The sequence below is a fragment of the Streptomyces sp. NPDC050658 genome (genome assembly GCF_044457025.1).
GTDB lineage: Bacteria > Actinomycetota > Actinomycetes > Streptomycetales > Streptomycetaceae > Streptomyces.
The window spans coordinates 285,649-308,603 of sequence record NZ_JBITGM010000011.1; the positions used below are offsets into that span (position 1 = coordinate 285,649).

The window sequence follows — 22,955 nt, forward strand, 5'->3', positions numbered from 1 at the left end:
TGATGTGTCCCGAATTCCCCTCTCCGACCTGGTGCGACTCCGTCAGGCCCGCGACCGGATCGACCGCGACTACGCGCAGCCGCTGGACGTCGCGGCGCTCGCGCGGTCCGCCCTGATGTCCTCGGGGCACTTCTCGCGCAGCTTCCGCACCGCCTTCGGCGAGACCCCGTACAGCTACCTCATGACCCGCAGGATCGAGCGGGCCAAGGCGCTGCTGCGGCTCGGCGACATGAGCGTGACGGACGTGTGCATGGAGGTCGGGTGTACGTCGCTCGGCTCGTTCAGCACCCGGTTCACCGAGCTGGTCGGCGAGAGCCCGAGCGCCTACCGGGCCCGCGACCACGCGGAGGGCTCCGCGGTCCCCGCCTGCGTCGCCAAGATCCACACCCGGCCGGTCAAGAACGGGACCGGGACCGGGACTGGGACTGGGACCGGGACCGGGGCCGGGAACCAGGCCGACGCCGTCAGGAACGGAGAAGCGGCGGCCGACGGCAGTCCCTAGCGTGAGGGACATGGACGACATCAGGCTTTCCCAGTGCTTCATCGCCGTCGACGACCACGACAAGGCCCTCGCCTTCTACCGCGACGTACTCGGTCTCGAAGTCCGCAATGACGTCGGCTTCGAGGGGATGCGCTGGGTGACGCTCGGCTCGCCCGCGCAGCCCGACGTGGAGATCGTCATCGAGCCTCCACTGGCCGACCCGGGCGCCACGGACGCCGACCGGCAGGCGGTCGCCGAGCTGATGGCCAAAGGGCTGCTGCGCGGCGTCATCTTCCGCACCGACGACTGCGACGCCACCTTCGAGCGGATCAGCGCGTCCGGCGCCGAGGTGCTCCAGGAGCCGATGGACCAGCCGTACGGCGTACGCGACTGCGCGTTCCGCGACCCCGCGGGGAACATGCTGCGGTTCAGCCAGCCGCGCGCGAAGTGACACCCGACGCCTTGGGGAGTGCCTTGGGGAATGCCTTGGGGAACGCCCTGCGGTAGTCCCCCGGTGACACCCCCACCTGCTTGAGGAAGTGGTGGCGGAGGTTGTTCGCCGTGCCCAGGCCGCTGAGTTCGCCGATCCGCTCGATCGGCAGGTCCGTCGACTCCAGGAGGCTCTGGGCGCGGGCCAGGCGCTGGCCGAGCAGCCACTGGAGGGGCGTACTGCCGGTGGCGGCCTGGAGACGGCGGTAGAGGGTGCGGGGGCTCATCGCCGCCTGCCGGGCCAGGTCGTCGACGGTCAGCGGGCGGTCGAGGCGGGCGCGGGCCCAGTCGAGTACGGGGGCCAGTCCCTCGTCGTCCGTCGCGGGCACGGAGAGATCGATGAACTGGGCCTGCCCGCCGGGTCGGTGGGCCGGCACCACCATCCGCCGGGCGAGCTGGTTGGCGACGTGGGCGCCCAGGTCGCGGCGGACCAGATGCAGGCACAGGTCGAGTCCCGCGCTGACTCCTGCGCTGGTGAGGATGTCACCGTCGTCCACGTAGAGGACGGAGTCGTCGACCTCCACCTCCGGGTAGCGCGCCGCCAGTTGGGCCGTGTGCATCCAGTGCGCGGTGGCCCGCCGCCCGTCGAGCAGCCCCGCCTCGGCGAGCGCGAAGGCGCCGGTGCACAGCGAGACCATGCGGGCGCCCGCCTCGTACGCGCGGCGCAGGGCGGGGGCCAGACCGGGCGGCAGCGGTTCGCCGTCGTCGACGCAGGCGTCCGGGACCGACGTCACGACGACGGTGTCCGCGCCGACGAGGTCGTCGAGGCCGTACGGGGTACGCAGCGAAAGCCCGAAGTCCCCGGCTCCGGCTCCGGTGCCGCCGCCCCCGCCCCCTCCCCCGCCCTGGTACGCGCTGCACAGCCGGAAGTCGTACCAGTGCTCCGACAGATCCGGCTGCGGCTTCCCGAACACCGTGCAGGGGATGCTGAGTTCGTACAGATCCCAGGAGGGGATCGCTATCTCCTCGGTCACGACCAACGCGACGGAACCAGCGCTCATGGGGTGAGCGTAAGCCTCCGGAACGCGCTTGCGGGGCGTGGCAGGAATTTGGTGATCGGCGTCATCGCTGTCACTGTCCGGTGCCGCCGCGCGCTGCGAGCGTGGTGCGTATGAACACGCACAAGACCCCCGTCACCGTCATCGGCCTCGGCAACATGGGCGCCGCCCTCGCCGCCGCCTTCCTGGCCGCCGGTCACCCCACCACCGTCTGGAACCGCTCCCCCGAGAAGGCGAAGCCCCTCGTCGAAGGGGGTGCCAAGCTCGCCGCCACCCCCGAAGAGGCCGTCGCCGCCGCCCCGTTGATCGTGGCCTGCGTCCTGGACTACCCGGCGCTGCACACCGTCCTCGACCCGGTCGCCGCCGGAGGCCTCGCGGACAAGGCCCTCGTCAACCTCACCTCCGGCTCTCCCGAGCAGGCCGGCGAGACGGCGGCGTGGGCGGCCACGCTGGGCCTCGGCTATCTCGACGGTGCGGTCATGACGACGCCGCCGGGGGTCGGGACCCCGGAGATGATGTTCCTCTACAGCGGCTCGGGCGACGTCTTCGAGGCCCACCGCCCCGCGCTCGCCGCACTCGGCGACCCGCTGTACCTGGGCGCCGAGCCGGGCCGTGCCGCGCTGTACGACGTCGCCCTGCTCGGCCTGATGTGGGCCACGTTCACCGGCTGGCTGCACGGGACGGCGCTGCTCGGCGCGGACGCGAAGGCGGCCGACTTCGCGCCGGTCGCGATCCGCTGGCTCTCGCACGCCGTCGCCGGGTTCATGACGACGTACGCGCCCCAGGTGGACGCCGGCCGCTATCCGGGCGACGACGCCACCGTCGACGTACAGATCGCGGCGATCGACCACCTCATCCACGCCGCGGCCGACCGGGGCGTCGACAACGCGCTGCCCGAACTCCTGAAGGCGACGATGGAGCGGGCCGCGGCCGCGGGACACGGTCCGGACAGCTTCGCGAGCGTGATCGAGGTGCTTCGGGGCGGCCCTGCCGTGTGACCCATTACGTGGCCGATCACGTGACTGCTCGTGTGACCGCTCGTGTGACTGTTCGGAAACAACGGCGGAAAGACCCCGTTCCGTGCCCATGATGGAAGCGCAAGATGTCCTGGTGTCACGGGTCTTGGGGGGACCGAATGAACAAGCCGTTGCGTCACATAGCCGTCTTCTGCGGTGTGCTGACGCTCGCCCTGCTGCTGCGCGCCACGTGGATCCAGTTCGCCGAGAGCGAGGATCTCTCGACGCACAAGCAGAACCGGCGCGTCCAGATCGAGGCCTTCTCGCACCCGCGCGGCGACATCATCGTCGGCGGGAAGCCCGTCACCGGCTCCAAGGAAGTCAGCGGCACCGACTTCAAGTACAAGCGGGTCTTCAAGGAGGGCCCCATGTACGCGCCGATCACCGGCTACTTCTCGCAGGCCCAGGGCGCGACGTTCCTGGAGGGCGTCCACAACGGCGTGCTGAGCGGTGACGACGACCGGCTCTTCATCCGCCGCACCCTGGACATGCTCACCGGCGAGAAGCGACGCGGCGGCGACGTCATCACCACCATCGACCCCAAGGCCCAGCGCGCCGCGTACCAGGGCCTGGTGAACCTGAACGCCCGGGGCGCGGTCGTCGCGCTCGACCCGCGCTCCGGGAAGGTCCTCGCGATGGCGAGCACACCTTCGTACGACCCGTCCGTGTTCGCCGGCATCTCGGCGGACGAGGGCAAGGAGTTCACCCGGCTCAAGAAGAACAAGGACCAGCCGCTCTCCAACCGGGCGCTGCGCGAGATCTATCCGCCCGGATCGACCTTCAAGGTGCTCACGGCGGCCGCCGCCCTGGAGCACGGCGTGATCGACGACATCGACGAGCCGACCGGCGCCAAGGCCCCCTACAAGCTGCCGCTCAGCTCGACGACGATCGGCAACGACGTGCCGGGCGCGCCCTGCGACAAGGCCTCCCTGAAGGTCGGCATGCAGTGGTCCTGCAACAACGTCTTCCTCGACACCGCCCTCAAGGTCGGCGACGACGACATGCGCGAGACCGCGGAGAAGTTCGGCTTCAACGAACAGCAGTTCATCCCCGTGCGCTCGTCGGCGAGCAGCTACCCGCAGGACCTCGACAAGCCGCAGACCGCGCTGACCGGCATGGGCCAGGGCTCGCTGACCAGTACGCCGCTGCAGATGGCGATGGTCGCCGCCGGGCTCGCCAACGACGGCAAGCTGATGAAGCCGTACATGGTGGAGGAGCTGCGCGGCCCCGACCTCTCGGCGATCGAGAAGGGCAAGCCGGAGGAGCTGAGCCAGGCCGTCTCCGAGGACACCGCGAAGAAGGTGCAGGAGATGATGGAGCACACGGTGGACGAGGGCACGGCGAACAAGGCGCAGATCGAGGGTGTCACCGTGGGCGGCAAGACGGGCACCGCCCAGCACGGCTCGAACGTCAACGACGAGCGGCCGTACGCGTGGTTCATCTCGTACGCGAAGCTGGACGACGGCTCTTCGCCGGTCGCGGTGGCGGTTTTCGTGGACCCGAAGGACATGGACATCCCGCGGTCGGAGATCGCGGGCGGGCGGCTCGGGGGGCCGATCGCGAAGTCGGTGATGGAGGCGGTGCTGAACGATTGAGCACGCCGCGGGTCAGCCGTCGAGCAGCTGACCCGCCAGCCGCTCGATCCGCGCATGCCAGGCCGCAAGCACCGCGTCCACGTCCCCCGCGATCCCCGTCTGGGTCAGGACGAGCCGCGTCCCGTACCCCGTCCCCGCGCTGAATTCCCACCGCACCTCGCCGTCCGGATGCACGGTGTACGTCAATGAAGCCGGCTCGTCGACGGCGGTGACCGGGCCGTCGGAGATGCCGTCCGCCAAGAACCCGTCGGGCGCGGTGTCCCCCTTCAACGGCACGTCCCCGGCGCAGAGTTCGGCCCAGACCTCGGCCGCGGGCCTGACCAGCTGGCGCTCGAAGCGGATGCCGGGAGTGTCGCCGCCGGTCACTTCCCCGTGCCCGAGGTCGAACTGTTCCAGATAGGCCTCGTGCAGCTCGCCCGCGTCCCGGCTCACGTCCACCGGGCCGCCGTCGAGATGCTGGGCCAGCGCCGACATGCACAGATGCCAGCCCGCGGCGAAGCTCGGTGCGCCGAAGCGGTCGCCGAAGGTGTGCACGAGGGTGAGCAGCGAGCCGTCCTTCTCGGGGGCGATCTCCCAGCGCAGATGGTCGTCGCCCCAGCTGAACGCGAAGAGGCGGGGTTCCTCGGCGTCGGTGACCTCGCCGGTCATGCCGGGGCCCGCGTCGCCGGGGAAGTGGAATCCCATCGCGCCGCCCGGCCGCAGGTCCAGCGTCACCTCGGAGGGGAACCAGTGGGCGAGGTGCGCGGGCCGCGTGATCGCCGACCAGACCTCGGCGGGCGGGTGCGTGAGGCGGCGCTCCATCCGCAGGACGCTGTGCCGGCCGTCGTCGCCCGCGTCGGAGAGGGTGTCGGAGTGCGGGTTCATGAGGGGTCACCGTCCATCACGTCGGGGTGCGGTTCGGGGCCGCCGGTCCACATCCGCCGGTGGTGGACCGGGCCACGCGTGCAGATTACGACCGGATCCACGCACCCGGCACTCCCGACGCACCCGGCCGTCACTCCCCCCACGGCAGCGGCCTGCTGTGCAGTACGTCGAGCCGGGACACCGCCCTGGTCAGCACCACGTACAGCCGGCTCGCCCCGCGGCTCTCCGCCTCCGCGATGGCGGCGGGCTCGACGGCCACCACATGGTCGTACTCAAGGCCCTTCGCGACGGACGCGGGCAGCACCGTCACCCGCGCGCCCAGCTCGTCCGGGCCGGCGCTCTCGATGCCCGCCGCGGTGAGCGCTTCACGCAGCCGGGGCGTGTCCGCGTCGGCGGCGATGACACCGACGGAGCCCTCGCGGGTGAGCGCGGCACGCACCGCGTCGACGGCGGCGGCGTCCACGTCACGCACTTCCCTGATGGTCAACTCCCCGTCCCCGCGCAGGGATTGAGCGGGTGGTACGTCCACGTCGAGGGTGGCGAGGACCTGGTTGGCGAGCCGCACGACCGCCTTCGGGACGCGGAACCCGGTGGTCAGCGGGGCGACGGCGGCATCCGGTTTGCCGAGGTGCGCGAGGAGGCCCGGCCAGTCGCGGGCGGCCCACGGCGTGGTGCCCTGCGCGAGGTCGCCGAGGACGGTGAGCGATCCGAAGTCCGCGCGGCGGGCGATCGCGCGGGCCTCCATCGGGGAGAGGTCCTGCGCCTCGTCGACGACGATATGGCCGTACCCCTCGGGCCGTTCGAGGAGCCCCGCGATCTCGTCGAGCAGCACGAGATCGGCGGCGGACCACTGCGCCGACTTGTACGAGCGGGGCGGCTTCGCCCAGCCGATCGCCCGCTGCTCCGCGTCACCGAGGATGCCGTCGGCAGCGGCGGCGAGCGCGCCCGGGTCCATGAGCAGCTCGGCGAGCACCTCCTCGGGCCGGACCCTGGGCCAGGCGGCGTCGACGAAGGCGGACACCGGGCGGGCACGGGAGATCTTCTGCAGCCAGGCGTTGCTCATGGCTCCCGCGCGGCGCTCGGCCTGCAGCTGGATGTGCCGGACGGCGCGGGTGCGGACGCGTTCACGGCCGATGTCGTACGGCGGTTCCTCCGCGCGCACGTCCTCGATGATCCGCTCGAGATCACCGAGCGGGACCCGCCAGGTGTACGAACCCTCGGGCACCGCAAGGGAGTTGACTGGCGGCACGACGCGCCCGTAGAGGGCCCTGCGCAGGACGTCGGCCATCCGGGCGTCGTGCTTGACGCGGGCGGCGGCCTCGTCGTCGTGGGCCCGCACGGGCGCCTTGGGCCTGGCGATCTCGTCGGCGACGGTGGACTGCCGCACGCCGGTCTCGCCGAGGGAGGGCAGCACCTCGGCGATGTAGCGCAGGAAGGTGCGGTTGGGGCCGAGGATGAGCAGTCCGGAGCGCTGGACGCGCTGGGGGTACGTGTAGAGGAGATACGCGGCGCGGTGCAGTCCGACGGCGGTCTTGCCGGTGCCGGGCGCGCCCTGCACACAGACGGAGGCGGCGAGTTCACCGCGTACGAGGTCGTCCTGCTCGGGCTGGATGGTGGCGGCGATGTCCCGCATGGGTCCGACGCGGGGGCGCTCGATCTCGCCGGTGAGGATGGCGCTGCCGCTGCGTCCTGGTGACGGGAGGTGCGGGGCGTCGGCGGTGTCCGCCCCGGTCAGTGGTTCGTCCTCCAGGCCGGTGAGGTCGGCGGAGTCGCCCTTGCTGCCGGGTGCCCAGCCGAACCGGCGGCGGACGGCGACGCCCTGCGGGTCGCGCGCTCCCGCCTGGTAGAAGGCGCGCGAGACGGGGGCGCGCCAGTCGACGACGAGGGGCGGGGCGGCCGGGTGCTCGGTGATGCGGAGGCGGCCGATGTGGTAGCTCTGCGCGCGGTGGTCGCCGGCCTCGTCGGCGGCGGGCCCGTCGGCGGCGAAGTCGAGCCGCCCGAAGAAGAGGGGCGCTTCGGGGAGTTCACGCATGGCTTTGGCGTGGCTGCGGAACTGGTAGCCGAGGACTTCGGCGTCGGCGCCGGACGCGGAGACGTCTGCTCCTCTGAGGACTTGTTGCTCGGCGCCGTCGACCATGCCGGCGAGGGCGGCGCGGCAGGTGTCGTGGAAGCGGCGTTCGCGGGTGAGGGCTTGGTCCAGGGGCGTCATACGACTGAGAATAATGTAACCGAGTTAAGTTTGCGCTCTGGTTAAATTCCTTCCACTGTTAAATTCGTAACCCTGAATCATCCGTGGGGTAGGCTGCCCCCATGACGGCAGAAGAAGCGGCCTCCGGGACCGACACCGGCGCCCCCGGCACAATCGGAGCCGCCACCAGCGCCCCCGGCCTGCGCGAGCGCAAGAAGCAGCGGATGTACCAGTCGGTCTCCGACGCCGCGATCGCCCTCTTCCTGGAGAAGGGCTTCGAGAACGTGCCGGTCGCGGAGGTGGCCGCCGCGGCCGAGATCTCCAAGCCGACGCTGTTCCGCTACTTCCCCACCAAGGAGGACCTCGTCCTCCACCGTTTCGCCGACCACCAGGACGAGGCGGCCCGCGTCGTCACGGACCGCCCCGCGAGGCGCACCCCCCTGGAAGCCCTCCAGCGCCACTTCCTCGACGGCCTTGAGCGCCGGGACCCGGTGACGGGGCTCTGCGACAACCCGCACGTACTGGCCTTCCAGCGGCTGATGTACGGGACGCCGTCACTGGTGGCGCGGATGTACGAGTACCAGGACCGCTCGGAGCGCGCCCTGGCCGAGGCACTGGGCGGCGAAGCCCTCCCCGCGCGGCTCGCCGCCGGCCAGATCATCGCCGTGCAACGCATCCTGGCGCTGGAGAACTGGCGCAGGATCGACGCGGGCGAGAGCGCGGACGAGGTGTGGCCGGACGCGGTGGTGTCGGCGAACCGGGCGTTCGGCAGACTCCGCTCGGGCCTGCCGCACTGAGGCGGCTAGGACTCCCTCCGGGAGTCCGCCACAAGCACCGCCACCCCGTCCAGCAGCCGGGCGATCCCGAAGTCGAACTCCGTGTCCTCGCCGTCGGGTTCCTCGAAGATCCCGGTCCCGAGCAGCCGCCGCAGCGAGGGGAAGCGCTCCGGGTCGACGGAGGTCAGCGCGTCGATGGTGCGTGAGTAGCCCCGCATGGCCTGGCCGGGATCCCGGCCGTCCGCCGTCATGGCCGCACCCAGGTCGGCCATGAGCCCGACCTCGTTGCGCACGAACCCGCCGACGAGCATGAGGACGGACACCTTCCACCCGTCCTCGATCCCGCTGTCGTCGAGCGCGGCGAGCCCCTGCTCCATCCACTCCAGCTGGTGCGGGGTCGCGGGCGGTGAGGTGATGGGGATGCGTACGAGCCACAGGTTGCGCCGCAGCACCTCGCGCTGGGCCCGCGCCCACCACTCGAGGCGGGCCCGCCACCCCGTGACGCCGGCCGGGAACGCGGGCGGCGCTCCCGTGGCGGCGTCCTGCATGAGGACGTACAGCTCGTCCCTGGAGGCGACGTACCGGTAGAGGGACATCGGCGAGGCCCCGAGCGCCTTGGCGACCCGCCCCATGGACACCGCACCGATGCCGTCCGTGGCGGCGACACCGATGCCCGCCTCGACGATGCGGTCGAGCGTCAGCCCCGGCTTCGGCCCCTTCGAGGGCCGCTCGCGCAGCCCCCAGGCGGTCTCGAGGCTCGCGGACAGCCCCGTGTCACCCGCGCCAGAACCGCCCGCCGCCCCTGCCATACGCCGCCGCCTCCTCCTGAGCTGCCGTGCTTGACGCACATGGTAGTTCTGCGTAACCCTTACCCAGTAACGCGTAAGCCTTACGCAGAAGAATGGAACGGTCAACGACGAGGAAGGGCGAACCACACCATGCCCCCACCCCCCGAAGCGATCACGGCAGAGGGCCTGAAGAAGTCGTACGCGACCGGGGGCGGCGGAACCGTCCCGGTCCTGCAAGGCATAGACCTGCACGTGGCCCCCGGAACGGTCTTCGCCCTCCTCGGCCCGAACGGCGCGGGAAAGACGACGGCGGTCCGGATCCTCGCCACGCTGACCGAACCCGACGCGGGGACGGCTCGGATCGCGGGCCACGACATCCGCACGGAGCGCCGGGCGGCCCGCCGCGCGCTCAGCCTGACCGGCCAGTTCGCGGCGGTCGACGAGACGCAGACCGGCGCGGAGAACCTCCGCATGATGGCGCGACTGGCGGGCCTGTCACGCCGGGCGGCCCGGACTCGGGCGGCCGAACTCCTCGCCCGTTTCGACCTCGCCGAAGCGGGCGACCGTCTGGTGCGCACGTACTCCGGGGGCATGCGCCGCCGCGTCGACCTGGCGGCGGGTCTGGTCGGGAACCCCGAGGTGATCTTCCTTGACGAGCCGACGACGGGCCTGGACCCGCGCAGCCGCAGGGAGATGTGGCGGCTGGTCCGCGAGCTGACGGCGACGCAGGGCACCACGGTGTTCCTGACGACGCAGTACCTGGAGGAGGCCGATCAACTGGCGGACCGCATAGCGGTGTTGCACGAGGGCCGGCTGGCGGCGGAGGGCTCGGCGGCAGAACTGAAGTCCCGCGTGGCGGGCCACCGCCTGGACGCGACGCTGACCAGCGCGGAGGCCTACGCCCGCCTCTCCTCCCATGCCGTCCACCACTCCCCCGAAACCCTGACCCTGGGCTTCCCGACGGACGGCACGGCAGGCAACGTAAAGGGCCTCCTCACCGAACTGGACCCGCACGACACCGACTTGGCCACCGTCGCACTCCACACGGCGACGCTGGACGACGTCTTCCTGAGCCTGACGCAGCCGGGCCGGGCCACCCCGCACCCCACGAGGACGAGGACCCCCCATGGCCGATGACGCCACGAACGCCCTGATCATGACCGGCAGGGCGATACGCATCAGCCGCCGCAACGTGGACGCCCTGATCACATCCCTGGCGCTCCCGGTGATGCTGCTCCTGATCTTCGTCTACTTCTTCGGCGGCGCGATCGAGACGGACACCGGCGCCTACGTCACCTACGTGGTCCCCGGAGTCCTCCTGCTCTGCGCGGGCTTCGGCTCGTCGAACACGGCGATCGCGGTGACGGAGGACCTCAAGGGCGGCATCATCGACCGCTTCCGCTCGCTGGACATCGGCGGCGTGCCCATCCTCACGGGTCACGTCCTGGCCTCGGTGGCCCGCAACCTCCTCGCCACGACCCTGGTCCTGGCCCTGGCCTTCGCGATCGGCTTCCGCCCGTCGGCGACCCCGGCCGGCTGGCCGGCGGCCGCGGCGATCCTCCTGGCGTTCATCCTGGCCCTGTCCTACCTCTCGGCAACGGTGGGCCTCCTGGCCAAGTCCCCCGAGGCGGCGGGAGGCTTCACCTTCTTCGTGAGCTTCCTCCCCTACCCCAGCAGCGCGTTCGTCCGCACGGACACCATGCCGACCTGGCTCCAGCCCTTCGCGGAGAACCAGCCGGTGACCCAGGTGATCGAGTCCCTGCGCGGCCTGCTCCTCAACGAGCCGGTGGGCCACACGCCTTGGGTGGCCCTGACGTGGTGCGCGGGGATTCTGCTGGGTTCGGTGGTGGGGGCGGGGGTCTTGTTCAGGAGGCGGACGGGCTGACGCGGGGCGGGCGCCCCGGAAGGCCCAGGGAAGCCTTCGCCGCAGCCAGTGTCATCGCGTACGAATCGACCGCGCGCCGCACGTTGGGGCTGTCCACGGCAACGCCGGTCTCCATCCGGTCCAGATCCACGTAGGCGGACCGGACCAGCTCGATCCACCGGTAGACCCGCCAGTCCTGCTCCCACCCCTGAGTGCATCCGGCCGGGAGCACCTTGCTCCAGCGCTCGAACATCCGGCGCCGGATCTCCGCTCCTGTCGGGGTGAGATGCAGATGCCGCACCAGGTCGTACAGGGGGTCGCCGATCATGGCCAGCTCCCAGTCGATCACGGTGAGCCGCCCGTGCCCGGTCCGCACGAGGTTCCACGGGTTGAGGTCGCCGTGGAGCAGTACCGAGGTGCGCGGCGCCGTCCGGTGCCTGCCGAGGATCTCCCGCAGCCGATGGCTGTCGGGCAGGCCCCGCCTGCGGGCCTGGCGCTGGGACTCGTCGGGCAGCGAGCGCACGAACCGGACGAGTTCGCTGCTGAGCCAGCCGTAGAAGTCCGACTGCTCCGCCGCCGGGTCCAGCTGTCCGTAGTCGACCTGGGTGAGGGCGTTCAGCTGGTCGACGAGGTTGTCCGCCTCGTGCGGCAGCAGTCCGTGGACGGGGTGATTCGGCGGCTGTTCGCAGCCGAGGGGACCTTCGTAGGAGTGGACCGCGAACGGGTCCTCCCGGTCGCTGGTCCCCAGTGCGAGCACCTTCGGCGCGCTGATGCCGGCACCGGACTTCTCGATGGCGGCGAGTACGGCGTGTTCGCTGAGGAAGCCCCCCTCGCGACGCGGCCCGGCGCCTGCCTTGCGGCGCACCACGACAGGACGGTCGATGCCGGTCACCCGCACCACCGTGTTGAGATGGGCGGTGCCCTTGAACACCCGGTGCTGTTGCGCCGCGCCCTCCGCGGCCAGCGCTTCGAGCACTGCGGTCCGGGGGAAGTCCGGGCGCTCCGGCACACGTTCGTCGGGCTCCCAGGTGAGCACGGGGGCGGGGCGGGGACCGCTGCCCGGTGCCGTCGCGCGTCGCCCCTCGATCCGGGCCGCCTGCCAGCGGAAGAGCGCCGACTCGATGACGCTCCAGCTGGGCAGCCGGCCGAGGCCGAGCGCCTGCGCCGCGGCGTCCAGGGACTGGCGTACGGAGTCCGCAGCCTCGACCAGACGCGTGCTGTCCAGCTCGTCCCCCAGCGACTCGGCCGCCCGCATCACGTCGAGATGGACGGCCCGTACCTGCTCGAAGGCGATATAGCTCCAGACGTCCTTCGTGGCTCCGGTCACGGCCGCGGGTCTCCGCCTGCGCATCGCGAAGACCCAGGCCTCGATGACTTCCTGCCACTGGAAATCGGGATACCGCATGCGCACCAGGTGGGACGCCAGGTCGTACACGGGGTCGCCGTAGGTCGCCTGCGCCCAGTCGACGCTGGCCGGACGGTCACGGTCGCACGAGACGAGGACGGTCTCCCGCCGCAGGTCCGTGTTCAGCAGGCTGTACGGGCGGCGTGACATCGCGGGAGCGCGCTCGGCGCAGCGGGTCAGGGCGTCCGGTTCGATGCCGAACGCGGCGAACAGGCCGCCGAATTCGTTCCAATTGGACCGTACGTAGCCCTCATGCGTACGTCTGGCGAGTTCGCCCAGGAACCCTCTGCTGTCCTTCTCGTTGTGCGGCCAGCCGCCGAGCGGCTCCGGGAGCGTCTCCCTGCGGACCAGGACCAGCCGCCCGAGCAGGTCCGCGAGCTCCCTGATCAGTGCGGGGTCCACCGGCTTCCCGTCCTCGCACAGTCGCGCGAGCGGTACGCCGGCCGTGTAGCGCAGCGCCTCCAGGTCCCCTGCGGTGACCAGGTGGTCCGGCAGTTCGGGGAGTACGGGGCGAACAGCGCGGAAGATCACGGATCCATCCGGCCAGGTCCTGATCGACACGTGCCGCTCCTGATGCTCGCGCGCGTACCCCGAATTTGCTGCATACCTTAACGGCGCCCACCATTCCGCACGACGCAGGGGAGGCGAACGGGCGAGAGAAGCCATCCGTTGTAACGCGTCCGCCCACTCGGCGTTACTCGGCGAGCAGATCCCAGCAGGAGTTGAACCAGGACTCCATGGCGCGGACGAACAGCGAGCCCTGCGACTCCGCCCCCGGCCCCTCCTCCTTGACGTAGTGGATCAGGTCGGAGCCGAGGCCGAGCACGTCCACGGCATCGACCTCGTCGCCGTCGTCCAGCAGGATGCGGCGCTCCACTGCCTGGTACGGGCCGAACAGTGCCGCGGCTCCGTTCAGGAGATAGAGCTTGAACGCCGGTGCCATGGGCACCCGCCGGATCTCCACCGCCACGGAAGGCACCAGGCCTTCGGTCCGCAGTTCCCGGAGCACCTCGCGGAGCGACTGGGTGCGCGCCCGGGTGATGGAGAGCAGGCGCTCCTGCGGCCTGGGGTCTTCCGGGGCGTCCTTGGCGCGCGGGTAGGGCAGGTGCAGCGACTCGGAGGGCAGCAGCAGCCGGACCGCGATCCGCTGCGGCCGGATCTCCCCGGCCTGGATGCGCTCCGCCTGCAGATGGAGATGGGCGTCGAGGGATTCGGAGGTCAGCGTCGAGACGTCGAGCGTGACCTCGGGCTGCTCGAAGGTCCGGCCGATGAGCTGTCCCAGATGCACCCGCTCGCCCGCGGGGGAGGTGGAATGCACCTGCGGCACCTTGATCACTCGGGCGCCGCTGCCCTGACGGGGCTGGATCCAGCCCTCGGCGGTGAGCACGCGCAGCACCCGCTGGACGGTGTCGCGTGAGACGTCCAGCTCCTGGGCGAGACTCCGCTGGGCGGCCAGTCGCCCGCCGACCTGATAGGTGCCGTCCGACAGCCGCTTGCGCAGCTCGCCGAGGACGCGCTGGAACTCCTTGCCGCCCGAGCCGACCGGTTCGCCACTCACACCATGACGGTACCGCTCGCCTCCATCAAGCGGACCAGTTTCAGTCAACTAAGCGATGCCATATGCCAGTTAGTTAGTCGATGTCCGTACAGGGGGACAACTCCCTCAGCTATTCAGTCCAATTGGACTGACAGGGAGATCCATTCAGGGACACAGGGATACACGGATTCCGGGATTCCGGGGGAGGAACGGACATGGCCATCTTCCAACTGCTGTCGGCCGTCGTGGTGCTCGGTCTCGAACAGTTCGTCCAGTGGCGGTACGGCGCCATGGGGCTGCTCGGCCTTCTCCTCGTCGTCCTGGGCATGCGGACGCGCAACGGCGCATCGCTGTACGTGGGAACGGTGATCTTCGTGCTGCTGATGGCTCAGGCCTGACCGGCAGCCGGTTCAGCCTCGCTCACGGAGCAGCGCGAGCACCGGTTCGAGCGAGCCCACGATGTGCTCCCGCTTGACCCCCGCGTCGCGCAGCAGCCCTTCCTTGCGGCCGTTACGCGCGTAGCCCAGGAAGTGCACTCCGGCGCGCACCGCGGCCTCGTAGTCCGTCGGGGCGTCTCCGATCATCAGCGCGACCGAGGGGTCGGCGCCCATGGCGCTGAGGGCGCGGTTGAGGCAGTACGGGTTCGGCTTGAGGAGGTCGAGATCCTGTGTCCGGCCGTAGATGTGCGGGGCGAAGCAGTGCGTCAGCTTCCGGGACTCGAGGTACTTCGCCGCGGCACGGGCGGAGTTGTTCGTGGTGACGGCCAGCCTGGCGCCGACACCGACCCAGGTCTGGATCAGCGGATCGGCGTACGGGGTGGGCATCGCGGTCGCCGTGGCCCGCAACTCCTGCCCGGTCAGCTGCGCCTCGACCTCGGCGATCAGATCGCTGCCGGGGTCCCGCGCAGCCACGGCGCGCATCACGGCCTGCGGATCGGCCTCCTCCAGTACCGCGTCCGGCAGCAGGCCATGCAGCCCCCGCTCCTCCAGACCGCGCACCAGCCCTTCCGCGATCCGCTCCGCCGAATGCCCGGCGAAGAGGCGGCAGATGGGCCCGTCGAAGTCGAAGAGCACGAAACGGGCAGGGGTGATCAGTTCTCGAAGGTTCTCGGTCTCTTCTGCCATCCACTCAGTCTGCGTCGTATCAGAAGTCACCAAGAGAGTGTCAGGTCAGTCGAGATGGTTGCCCAGAGGGCGTCGAACCATTTCTGGGACTCTTCCACGAATGCCGTGTCCCGCTGGGTCGCCTGCTTCTCGAAGGAGAAGAGCGGGGACGCCAGACCACCCACGTCGTACGCCTCCACCTCCCCGCTGTCCACGTCCAGCACGCTCCGCTCCACCGTGTAGTACGCGAGCAGCGCCTCCCGCCCGTTCAGGAGGTACAGCTTCACGGGCGTGGTGAAGGGCAGGGCGCGGAACGAGACGTCCACGGCGATCCCGTGCGACGTGCGCAGCGCGAGCAGGTTGTGGCGCAGCACCTGACCCTGGGTGTTGCGCAGTTGGAGCCAGCGCTGGTGGACCCGGCTCTTCTCGCGCTCGTCCGCCCCCTCCACCGGCTGGGGAAAGGCCAGCTCGATGTCGCTGCTGGGGAGCAGGATGCGTACGGAGATGGATTCGGGGCGGATGCCGCCCTCGTGGATCAGCCGCACCGGCTCGCCCAGCGCGATCATCAGCGTCTCCGCCGTGAACGACACCACGTCGATCCGTACGTGGGGTTCGGAGAACGCCTCCACCAGGCGGGGCGCGAGGCCGACCATCGACGCCTGCGGCTCCACGCCGGCCGCCGACGCGGACGGGGCCGGGTTCGCCGCGACCCTCGGCGGGCTCCCCTTGCTCACGTTCGCCAGCAACCCGTCACCCTGCAGCGTCTTCAACGCCTGGCGCACCGTGCCCCGTTCCACGCCGAACTCCTCCGCGAGCACCGCCTGGGTGGGGAGTCGGTCACCCGGTTTGAGGGTGCCGGAGCGGATGCGGTCGCGGAGGGCGTCGGCGATGTCCTGGGGGGAGAGCTTTCTACTGCCGTTCACTGCAACGTTCTCCTGGGTCACGACCAGACGATACAACTCCCCGCCATCTCTGGGCAGTTGTCTTGAAGTTGTTTATGTTGTCGGACCAAGTGGGGACAACTTAAGTGAAGTTGGTTGCCAACTTACTCAAGATGGCAGAAGTTCTGGATCCCATGGACCCGATGGACCCTATGGACCCTATGGACCCCATGGATCCCAGCAGGCAGAAGGAGGAACCACCATGACCGTCCTCGCCCTCCTCGCAGCCGTGTTCGCCGTCACCTTCGAGCAGTTCGTGCAGTGGCGGTACGGCCCCATGGGGATCGTCGGACTGCTGCTGCTCACCGTCGGGGTCAAGGCGAAGAGCCCCACCTGCAGTTCCATCGGCGCCGTCGTCCTCGCGCTGATGATGACCGGGCCCGCACTCTAGGCCACCCCGGCACGGTCAGCCCTGCGCCAGCTCCAGGTCCTGGCTGATCGTCCCCCACAGCGCGTTGAACCACAGCTGCGACTGCTCCACGAACGTCGAGTCCCGCAACCCGTCCCCCTGCTGGAACGGGAACAGCATCGACTGCGCGCCCTGCGCGTCGTACATCTCCAGGTACTCCTGGCCGATCTCCTCGCCGCGCTTGGTCAGCGTGTAGTACGCGAACAACGCCTCCGAGCCGTTCAGCAGATACAGCTTGACCGGCGGCGTGAACGGCAGCGCACGGAACGACACATTCACGTCGATCCCGTGCGAGGCCCGCAGCGCCTGGAGGTTGTGCCGCAGCACCTGCCCCTGCGCGTTGCGCTGGTCGAGCCAGCGGCGGTGCACGTGGCCCGCCTCGTCGTCCCCGCTGTCCACCGGCGCCGGGAAGGCGAGGTCGATGTCGCGGCTCGGCAGCAGCACCCGCACGTCGACCTTGGCCGGTTTCCGCTGTCCGGCGTGAATCTGACGGAGCGGTTCCCCTATCGCCATCGTGAGCGAGATGGACGTGAGGCAGAGCGCGTCGATCTCCACGTGCGGGCTCTCGAACGCGGCGGCTATCCGAGGGGCGAGGCCGACCATCGTGGGCTGGGGCTTGATCCCGCCCGGACCGGAGAGCGGGCGGCCACGGGTGTCGGCGACCGTCGCGGGGCTGCCCTTGGAGACGTTCGCCAGCAGGTTCTCGCGCTGCAGGATGCGCAGCGCCTCGCGCACCACACCGCGCTCGACACCGAACTCGTCCGACAACTCGGCCTGGGTCGGCATCCGCTGGCCCGGCCGCAGCGCACCGGACCTGATCCGGTCGCGCAACTCGTCGGCCACCTCGCGGTGCGACCGATGCGGCCTCTTGATCCCATTGACGGGGGCATGTTCCGGGCTCACAACCAAACAGTACAACTTCGCGCCATCTTTGGGGAGTTGCTCGGAAGGTGGTTATGAGTCGAGCCATCGCGGAGATAAGTCAGGTGAAGTTGGTAGCCAACTTAGGCAACCTGGCAGAACCCTTGGGGGTTGGCCGCCAGTGGTTGGCCATCGGATGGCTGCCGACCGGATGGGACCGGGTCCCCGCCCGATCCCGAAAGGGGGAACGTCATGCCGCTCATCGCCATCGTCATAGCAGCCCTCGCCATCGGATTCGAGCAGCTCATCCAGTGGAAGTACGGACCTCTGGGCATCGTCGCCTTCGTCCTGCTGACCGTGGGCATCAAAGCCAAGAACACCAAGCTCAGCGGGGTCGGGGCCGTGATCCTCGTCCTGCTCCTTGCCCAGTCGGGCTGACAGAGCGGGCTGACCGGGCTCCCATCCGGAGGGGAGCCGGGAGTCCGGTCAGTCGTCAACATCAGAACAGTTCAAGAAGATCCATTAGAAGTGGATCCGCCAGAAGAAGATCCAACAGAAGAAGATCCGTCAGAAGAGGTCCGGGCACCACGGGCGCCTCCGCGTTCGGAACAGGGAGTCGGCGGCAGCGAGCGCGCCCGCCCGCTCCTCCGCGAGGCGCCCGGCCCGCGCCAACCGCTCCGCGGACTCGTCGCCGAGCCACAGTGTCCCCAACTCGCCGACATCGAGGGACAGTTCGGCCGGGTCCGCGGTCGGTGCGCAGCTCGCCCCGTCCGGTGTCGCGTCGAGCCGGAAGCGGCCCGCGGCGAAGCCCGCGCGGTCGCCGATCTCCAGGACAAGGGACGCCGACGACTCGTACGTACGCGATTCCAGCGCCCGTACGACATCCAGGATCCGCACCCAGAGCCAGTCCGCCTGCTTGCCGACGCGGGCCGCGCGGGCGTCCGGCAGCAACAGCGGGAGCAGGTCGTCGGGGGCGCGGTTGCCCGTCTTGACCGTGGTCACCCAGTCGATCGAGCAGAGATGGCGCCACAGGGCGTGCTCGGCGGCCGGCGTGGTGGCGATCAGGTCGAGCACGGTCAGGACGTACTGCGGCTGGCTCCCGTCGCTCCAGCTCTCCTCCGTCGTGTACGCGACCAGGCCCTCGACCTCGCCGGACGGCGAGCGGTAGAGGGCGTAGAAGGGCTCGGTCCACGGGTACTCGGGGGTGACGAGCTGCCCCGTGTTCAGCCGCCACCAGCGCTCGTCGCGGTCGGTGAAGCCGTGCGTGCGGGCGCGCAGCCGCTCGTGGAGCGGGGGGCCTTCCTTGCGTACGTCGTCACTGTCCACGAGGTCGACGCGGGCGCCGTCGGCCGGGCCCGACCAGCGCGGGTCCAGCCCCGCCCGCGGTACGTCGATGACCCACTCGGTGGCGAGCGTGGCGGGCCCGAAGCCATACCGGCCGTAGATCGGGTACTCGGCCGCGACGAGGGTGGCGACGACGTCACCACGGTCCTTCGCCGCCGCGAGGTCGGCGGCCATCATGCGGCTCATGAGTCCGCGCCGGCGGTGCGTGGGCGCGACGGTGACGTTCGCGATGGCGTCGGCGGGGACGGCGGCGCCGCCGGGCGCGGTGAGCTGTTGCGCGAAGGACCGGAAGGTCGCGACGCAGCGGTCCCCCTCGAAGGCACCCAGGGTGCGGGCGTAGTCGTAGGTGGCCCTGCGGCTGACGAGCAGCTCGTCGGAGACCTTCGCCAGGGGCTGCAGAAATCCGCCCTTGACGGCGCGTATCCACTCCGCCAGGTCGCCGTCCGTGATGCCCCTGACACTGATGTCTTCACTCATGCGGGCCACGCTAGGCCTGCGTCCGCCTGAGCTGCATCCGGTTTCCGGTGGTGGGGCGGGGGCTAGAACGCCGCCCGTATCTCCCCCACCTCGGCGCCCCCGCCCAGCAGCGGCACGTGGCCCACCCGGTCGAGGACGTCCCCCTCCACGCCCGCCAGCCGCAGTGCCCGCGCCAGTACCGGGCCCAGTGCCCGTGTCGCGCCGTCGTCGACCTTGAAGGCCAGCGCGCGGCCGTCCGGCAGGGCGATGGCCTGGACCGCCTCGGCGCCCATCTTGGAGAGGGTGCCCGGCAGCTCGCGCATGAGCCAGGTGTCGGGGCGGCGCGTGCCCGCGACGTACTCGGGGTGGGCCCGCATCGCGTCCGCGACCCGCCGCTCGGCGCTTCCCTCGGGGGCGAGGACGAAGTGCCGGAAGGCGCGGGCGAGGCCTGTCAGGGAGATCGCCATGAGCGGGGCCCCGCAGCCGTCCGTACCGACCGACGCGACCTTCTCCCCCGCCGCTTCCTCGACCACGGTGAGGATCAGCCGCTGGAGCGGGTGCCCGGGGTCGAGGTAGGACTCCGTGGGCCAGCCGTTCAGCTCGCACACCGCCAGCATCGCCGTGTGCTTGCCGGAACAGTTCATCGTGACCCGGTCACGAACGGCACCCGCTGCCAGATATGTCTCGGCCTCGGTCGGGTCGAGAGGGAGATCCGCAGGGCACTGCAGGTCCGCCGGCGTCAGACCGTTCTCCGCCAGCATCTTCTGGACCAGGTCCCGGTGGAAGCCCTCCCCGGAGTGGCTGGCCGCGGCCAGCGCGAGCCGCTCGCCCGAGAGCTCAAGGCCCGCCCGCAGAATCCCCGCCGCCTGCATCGGCTTGTTCGCCGACCGCGGGAAGACCGGCGCCGACACGTCCCCCATCGCCAGCTCCACACCCCCGTCGGTCCCGAGGAGCACCAGGCTCCCCCTGTGCCGGCCCTCGACGAAGCCGGAACGTACGACCTCGGCGAGGACCGGGGATATGCCGGTGGAGCCGACGGCGGAGGTGGCGGTGGAGGTCATCGTTCGGCCTTCCGGGGCGGAGGTGACGCGACGACCGCCCACGGAAAACCGGGATCACGGGGATCACCGGGAACGCCGGGACCTCCGGAAACCCCGGGATCTCCGCGTCACAGGAGCAGATCGTCTACTTGTGCTTCGCCTTCACGGTACCTGCGGGCGATCTCCGCGCTGCAATCGTCCGCCGTACGCTGCAGCTGCTGGCGGCGACGGGAAACCTGCTGCTCATAGCGGACCAGCCGCCCCATCGCCGTATGCAGCTCGTCGTCCGTCCTGGCGTCCAGGTCGGACAGCTCGACCTCGGCCAGCATCTCCGTGGCAAGGAGGCCGTACTCCGCGCTGTGCGGCGTGCCCAGCGTCACGTGCCGGGCCGACGAGCGGTGCCGGGCCGGGGCGTCCCGCAGGATCTCCGAGAGCCGGTCGACGACCGGCCCGACCGGCCCCTGCGGGTCCGGCGCACCGGGGTCCCTGCGGCGGGCCGTCTCGGCCCGCAGGATGTCGATCCGTCCCTGCAGCAGACGGCGTACGTAACTGAGGTCCGCCTCGTTCTGCTGGGCCTCGCGCCGCAGCTCGCGCAGTTCGCGCAGGAGCAGCGCGGACAGGTCGTGCTCCGGCTGATCGGGCAGGACCGGGCTGCCCGTGCGCTGCGTCGGCGGACGCGGCACGTTCGTGTGCCCCGCGGCGCTCCTGCGGGTCAGCGACACAGGTCCGGGCGGCTGCCCGGTACTTGGTGTGCTCATGTGGCTCTACCGTCCCCTCGACCGGCGCGGTACACCGCGTGTGAGCATGGTGCCACCCCGGATGGCCGCTATGTGAGCGAGTGCCCCCAATCGGCCCCGGATGGGGGGTTCAGGAGTACACCTTGGGGCACGGCATGATGGGCCGTATGCGTGCAGTGGTGCAGAGGGTGGACGGGGCGAGCGTCGTCGTCGAGGGCGAGACCGTCGGCGAGATCAGCGGCGAGGGACTGTGCGTCCTGGTGGGCGTGACCCACCAGGACACCAAGGAGAAGGCGGCCCAACTGGCCCGCAAACTCTGGTCCGTTCGGATGCTGACCGACGAGAAGTCCTGCTCGGACATCGACGCCCCGCTGCTGGTGATCAGTCAGTTCACCTTGTACGGCGATGCGCGCAAGGGTCGCAGGCCCACCTGGAACGCGGCGGCGCCCGGCGATGTCGCCGAGCCCCTCGTCGACGAGGTGGTCGCCCAGCTGCGCTCGCTGGGCGCCACCGTCGCCACGGGGCGCTTCGGTGCCAAGATGCGGGTGTCGCTGACGAACGACGGCCCGTTCACGGTGCTCCTGGAGATGTGACCCGCGGGCCCGGGCCGGACCGGGCCGGGCTACGGCTCGACCACGACCTCCTGGGAGGCCGCCGTGCCCGCGGCAAGGAGCGGCGCGTCCACCGGCACGTTCCGCTTGATCAGGCCCAGCGCGATCGGGCCCAGCTCGTGGTGGCGTACGGCCGTCGTGACGAAGCCCAGCTTCCGGCCCTCCTCGCCCTCGCTCGCGAGGTGCAGCGGCGTGCCCTGCGCCGGCAGGTGCACCTCGCTGCCGTCCAGGTGCAGGAAGACCAGGCGGCGCGGCGGCTTGCCCAGGTTCTGGACGCGGGCGACCGTCTCCTGGCCGCGGTAGCAGCCCTTCTGCAGATGCACCGCGGAGCCGATCCAGCCCAGCTCGTGCGGGATCGTGCGGTGGTCGGTCTCGAAGCCGAGCCGCGGCCGGTGCGCCTCCACGCGCAGCGCCTCGTAGGCGAGGATGCCGATCGCGGGGCCGCTCTCCTCGGCGTACGACTCAAGGTCCGTACGCGGCAGGAAGAGGTCACGGCCGTGCGGGGTCTCGCGGACGACGACACCGTCCGGGACCGGTGCGATCGAACCGGCCGGCAGGTGCACGACCGCGAACTCCTCGGTGCGGTCGGCGACTTCGACCCGGTTGTAGAACTTCATGCTCTCCAGGTACGCCACCAGCGCGTCCGTCGTGCCGGGCTCGACATGTGCCCAGACCGTCTCGCCGTCGTCGACAAGGGAGAGATGGTGCTCGATGTGGCCGTTCGCGGAGAGGATCAGCGCCTCGGTGGCCTGCCCGACGGGCAGCTCGCTGACGTGCTGGGTGAGCAGCAGATGCAGCCAGCTCAGCCGGTCGGGGCCGGAGACGGTGACGACGCCGCGGTGCGAGAGGTCCACGAAACCGGTGCCGTCGGCGAGGGCGCGCTGCTCGCGGAACAGATCGCCGTAGTGGGCGGCGACGCCTTCGTCCACGCCCTCGGCGGGGACGGCGCCGGGCAGGGACAGGAGGGGGCTCTTCATGTTCACCCACATTACGACCCGGTCGCGGGCGCGCTTATTCCTCCGTGGGCCCGGTGGAGCAGTTCTCGCACCGGCCGAAGATCGCGAAGTGCTTGAGATCCGTGTCGAAACCGAACGTCTCGCGGAGTTTGGCGGTGAAGTCCGCGGCGACCGAGACATCGGCCTCGATGACGTTCGTGCAGTCCCGGCACACCAGGTGGAGATGGTGGTGGCGGTCCGCCAGGTGGTACGTCGGCGCCCCGTGCCCCAGGTGCGCGTGGCTGACCAGGCCCAGCTCCTCCAGGAGCTCCAGGGTCCGGTACACCGTGGAAATGTTGACCCCCGACGCCGTCTTCCGCACTTCGCAGAGGATGTCGTCGGGGGTCGCGTGCTCAAGGGTGTCGACGGCTTCGAGGACGAGCTGGCGCTGCGGCGTCAGCCGGTAGCCGCGCTGCCGCAGGTCGCTCTTCCAGTCGGTGCTCACCACACCTGGAGT

At 70.6% G+C, this 22,955-nt stretch carries 25 protein-coding genes; 11 read left to right on the plus strand and 14 right to left on the minus strand.

Features of this window, described 5'->3' with window-relative positions; all coding sequences use genetic code 11:
- The first annotated feature begins 13 nt into the window (after positions 1-13).
- Together ACIBKX_RS32460 and ACIBKX_RS32465 are read left to right on the plus strand one after the other, a co-directional pair.
- Complete coding sequence (locus tag ACIBKX_RS32460) at positions 14-502, plus strand: helix-turn-helix transcriptional regulator (protein ID WP_363270121.1); 489 nt, start codon at positions 14-16, stop codon at positions 500-502.
- Between the two features lie 10 nt (positions 503-512).
- Entirely contained in the window at positions 513-932 is a 420-nt protein-coding gene (locus ACIBKX_RS32465; protein ID WP_363269712.1) for a VOC family protein, read from the plus strand.
- Here ACIBKX_RS32465 and ACIBKX_RS32470 read toward each other — a convergent pair.
- Positions 910-1,971: a helix-turn-helix domain-containing protein gene (locus ACIBKX_RS32470; RefSeq protein WP_363269711.1), complete on the minus strand. Its 1,062-nt coding sequence runs from the start codon at positions 1,969-1,971 to the stop codon at positions 910-912. The genes ACIBKX_RS32465 and ACIBKX_RS32470 overlap by 23 nt on opposite strands.
- 110 nt (positions 1,972-2,081) lie before the next feature.
- Between ACIBKX_RS32470 and ACIBKX_RS32475 the strand changes: the two genes are divergently transcribed.
- Positions 2,082-2,966 carry an NAD(P)-binding domain-containing protein gene (locus tag ACIBKX_RS32475; RefSeq protein ID WP_363269709.1) on the plus strand — a complete coding sequence of 295 codons (885 nt, stop codon included), beginning with the start codon at positions 2,082-2,084 and terminating at the stop codon, positions 2,964-2,966.
- Between the two features lie 137 nt (positions 2,967-3,103).
- Positions 3,104-4,579, plus strand: a complete 1,476-nt coding sequence (locus tag ACIBKX_RS32480; RefSeq protein WP_363269708.1) for a penicillin-binding protein 2 — start codon at positions 3,104-3,106, stop codon at positions 4,577-4,579.
- Positions 4,580-4,591: 12 nt separating this feature from the next.
- Here the strand turns inward: ACIBKX_RS32480 and ACIBKX_RS32485 are convergent, their stop codons facing one another.
- Positions 4,592-5,443 carry an SRPBCC family protein gene (locus ACIBKX_RS32485; protein ID WP_363269707.1) on the minus strand — a complete coding sequence of 284 codons (852 nt, stop codon included), beginning with the start codon at positions 5,441-5,443 and terminating at the stop codon, positions 4,592-4,594.
- 130 nt (positions 5,444-5,573) lie between these two features.
- Positions 5,574-7,652 (minus strand): AAA family ATPase, encoded by a 2,079-nt coding sequence (locus tag ACIBKX_RS32490; protein ID WP_363269706.1) that lies wholly within the window; start codon positions 7,650-7,652, stop codon positions 5,574-5,576.
- Between the two features lie 101 nt (positions 7,653-7,753).
- Here ACIBKX_RS32490 and ACIBKX_RS32495 point away from each other — a divergent pair, with 101 nt between their 5' ends.
- Complete coding sequence (locus tag ACIBKX_RS32495; RefSeq protein ID WP_399376681.1) at positions 7,754-8,428, plus strand: TetR/AcrR family transcriptional regulator; 675 nt, start codon at positions 7,754-7,756, stop codon at positions 8,426-8,428.
- A gap of 5 nt (positions 8,429-8,433) precedes the next feature.
- Here ACIBKX_RS32495 and ACIBKX_RS32500 read toward each other — a convergent pair whose 3' ends face one another.
- Positions 8,434-9,216: a TetR/AcrR family transcriptional regulator gene (locus tag ACIBKX_RS32500; protein ID WP_363269705.1), complete on the minus strand. Its 783-nt coding sequence runs from the start codon at positions 9,214-9,216 to the stop codon at positions 8,434-8,436.
- Between the two features lie 129 nt (positions 9,217-9,345).
- Here ACIBKX_RS32500 and ACIBKX_RS32505 point away from each other — a divergent pair, with 129 nt between their 5' ends.
- Both ACIBKX_RS32505 and ACIBKX_RS32510 read left to right on the plus strand, forming a co-directional pair.
- On the plus strand, positions 9,346-10,332 hold the full coding sequence (locus ACIBKX_RS32505; protein ID WP_363269704.1) for an ATP-binding cassette domain-containing protein: 987 nt from the start codon (positions 9,346-9,348) through the stop codon (positions 10,330-10,332).
- A complete protein-coding gene (locus ACIBKX_RS32510; RefSeq protein WP_363269703.1) occupies positions 10,322-11,080 on the plus strand; it encodes an ABC transporter permease in 759 nt (252 codons plus the stop codon). The genes ACIBKX_RS32505 and ACIBKX_RS32510 overlap by 11 nt, the downstream gene beginning before the upstream one ends.
- Here the strand turns inward: ACIBKX_RS32510 and ACIBKX_RS32515 are convergent.
- A complete protein-coding gene (locus tag ACIBKX_RS32515) occupies positions 11,061-13,025 on the minus strand; it encodes a phosphotransferase (RefSeq protein WP_363269702.1) in 1,965 nt (654 codons plus the stop codon). The genes ACIBKX_RS32510 and ACIBKX_RS32515 overlap by 20 nt on opposite strands.
- A gap of 133 nt (positions 13,026-13,158) precedes the next feature.
- On the minus strand, positions 13,159-14,022 hold the full coding sequence (locus tag ACIBKX_RS32520) for a GntR family transcriptional regulator (RefSeq protein WP_363269701.1): 864 nt from the start codon (positions 14,020-14,022) through the stop codon (positions 13,159-13,161).
- Between the two features lie 194 nt (positions 14,023-14,216).
- Between ACIBKX_RS32520 and ACIBKX_RS32525 the strand changes: the two genes are divergently transcribed.
- A complete protein-coding gene (locus ACIBKX_RS32525) occupies positions 14,217-14,399 on the plus strand; it encodes a hypothetical protein (RefSeq protein ID WP_363269700.1) in 183 nt (60 codons plus the stop codon).
- A 12-nt stretch (positions 14,400-14,411) separates the two neighbouring features.
- On the opposite strand, the gene ACIBKX_RS32530 is transcribed toward ACIBKX_RS32525, so the two are convergent.
- Positions 14,412-15,125 (minus strand): HAD family hydrolase, encoded by a 714-nt coding sequence (locus ACIBKX_RS32530; protein WP_363269699.1) that lies wholly within the window; start codon positions 15,123-15,125, stop codon positions 14,412-14,414.
- 26 nt (positions 15,126-15,151) lie between these two features.
- The gene (locus ACIBKX_RS32535; protein WP_363270119.1) at positions 15,152-16,054 is read right to left on the minus strand and encodes a GntR family transcriptional regulator; all 903 of its coding nucleotides are present in this window, start codon (positions 16,052-16,054) and stop codon (positions 15,152-15,154) included.
- A gap of 193 nt (positions 16,055-16,247) precedes the next feature.
- On the opposite strand from ACIBKX_RS32535, the gene ACIBKX_RS32540 reads away from it, so the two are divergent.
- Positions 16,248-16,436 carry a hypothetical protein gene (locus ACIBKX_RS32540; protein ID WP_363269698.1) on the plus strand — a complete coding sequence of 63 codons (189 nt, stop codon included), beginning with the start codon at positions 16,248-16,250 and terminating at the stop codon, positions 16,434-16,436.
- Positions 16,437-16,451: 15 nt separating this feature from the next.
- Here ACIBKX_RS32540 and ACIBKX_RS32545 read toward each other — a convergent pair whose 3' ends face one another.
- Entirely contained in the window at positions 16,452-17,363 is a 912-nt protein-coding gene (locus tag ACIBKX_RS32545) for a GntR family transcriptional regulator (protein WP_363269697.1), read from the minus strand.
- Between the two features lie 204 nt (positions 17,364-17,567).
- Here ACIBKX_RS32545 and ACIBKX_RS32550 point away from each other — a divergent pair, with 204 nt between their 5' ends.
- A complete protein-coding gene (locus ACIBKX_RS32550; protein WP_363269696.1) occupies positions 17,568-17,753 on the plus strand; it encodes a hypothetical protein in 186 nt (61 codons plus the stop codon).
- 129 nt (positions 17,754-17,882) lie between these two features.
- On the opposite strand, the gene ACIBKX_RS32555 is transcribed toward ACIBKX_RS32550, so the two are convergent.
- From ACIBKX_RS32555 to ACIBKX_RS32565, 3 genes are all read right to left on the minus strand, one after another.
- Positions 17,883-19,136 carry a GNAT family N-acetyltransferase gene (locus ACIBKX_RS32555; RefSeq protein ID WP_363269695.1) on the minus strand — a complete coding sequence of 418 codons (1,254 nt, stop codon included), beginning with the start codon at positions 19,134-19,136 and terminating at the stop codon, positions 17,883-17,885.
- A 62-nt stretch (positions 19,137-19,198) separates the two neighbouring features.
- The gene (locus ACIBKX_RS32560; protein WP_363269694.1) at positions 19,199-20,176 is read right to left on the minus strand and encodes an asparaginase; all 978 of its coding nucleotides are present in this window, start codon (positions 20,174-20,176) and stop codon (positions 19,199-19,201) included.
- Between the two features lie 107 nt (positions 20,177-20,283).
- A complete protein-coding gene (locus tag ACIBKX_RS32565; RefSeq protein ID WP_363269693.1) occupies positions 20,284-20,913 on the minus strand; it encodes a hypothetical protein in 630 nt (209 codons plus the stop codon).
- Between the two features lie 146 nt (positions 20,914-21,059).
- Here ACIBKX_RS32565 and dtd point away from each other — a divergent pair, with 146 nt between their 5' ends.
- A complete protein-coding gene (gene dtd, locus ACIBKX_RS32570; protein ID WP_363269692.1) occupies positions 21,060-21,485 on the plus strand; it encodes a D-aminoacyl-tRNA deacylase in 426 nt (141 codons plus the stop codon).
- 29 nt (positions 21,486-21,514) lie between these two features.
- Here the strand turns inward: dtd and ACIBKX_RS32575 are convergent, their stop codons facing one another.
- Positions 21,515-22,480 (minus strand): folate-binding protein, encoded by a 966-nt coding sequence (locus ACIBKX_RS32575; protein WP_363269691.1) that lies wholly within the window; start codon positions 22,478-22,480, stop codon positions 21,515-21,517.
- Between the two features lie 34 nt (positions 22,481-22,514).
- On the minus strand, positions 22,515-22,946 hold the full coding sequence (locus ACIBKX_RS32580) for a transcriptional repressor (RefSeq protein ID WP_363269690.1): 432 nt from the start codon (positions 22,944-22,946) through the stop codon (positions 22,515-22,517).
- Positions 22,947-22,955 lie beyond the last annotated feature (9 nt).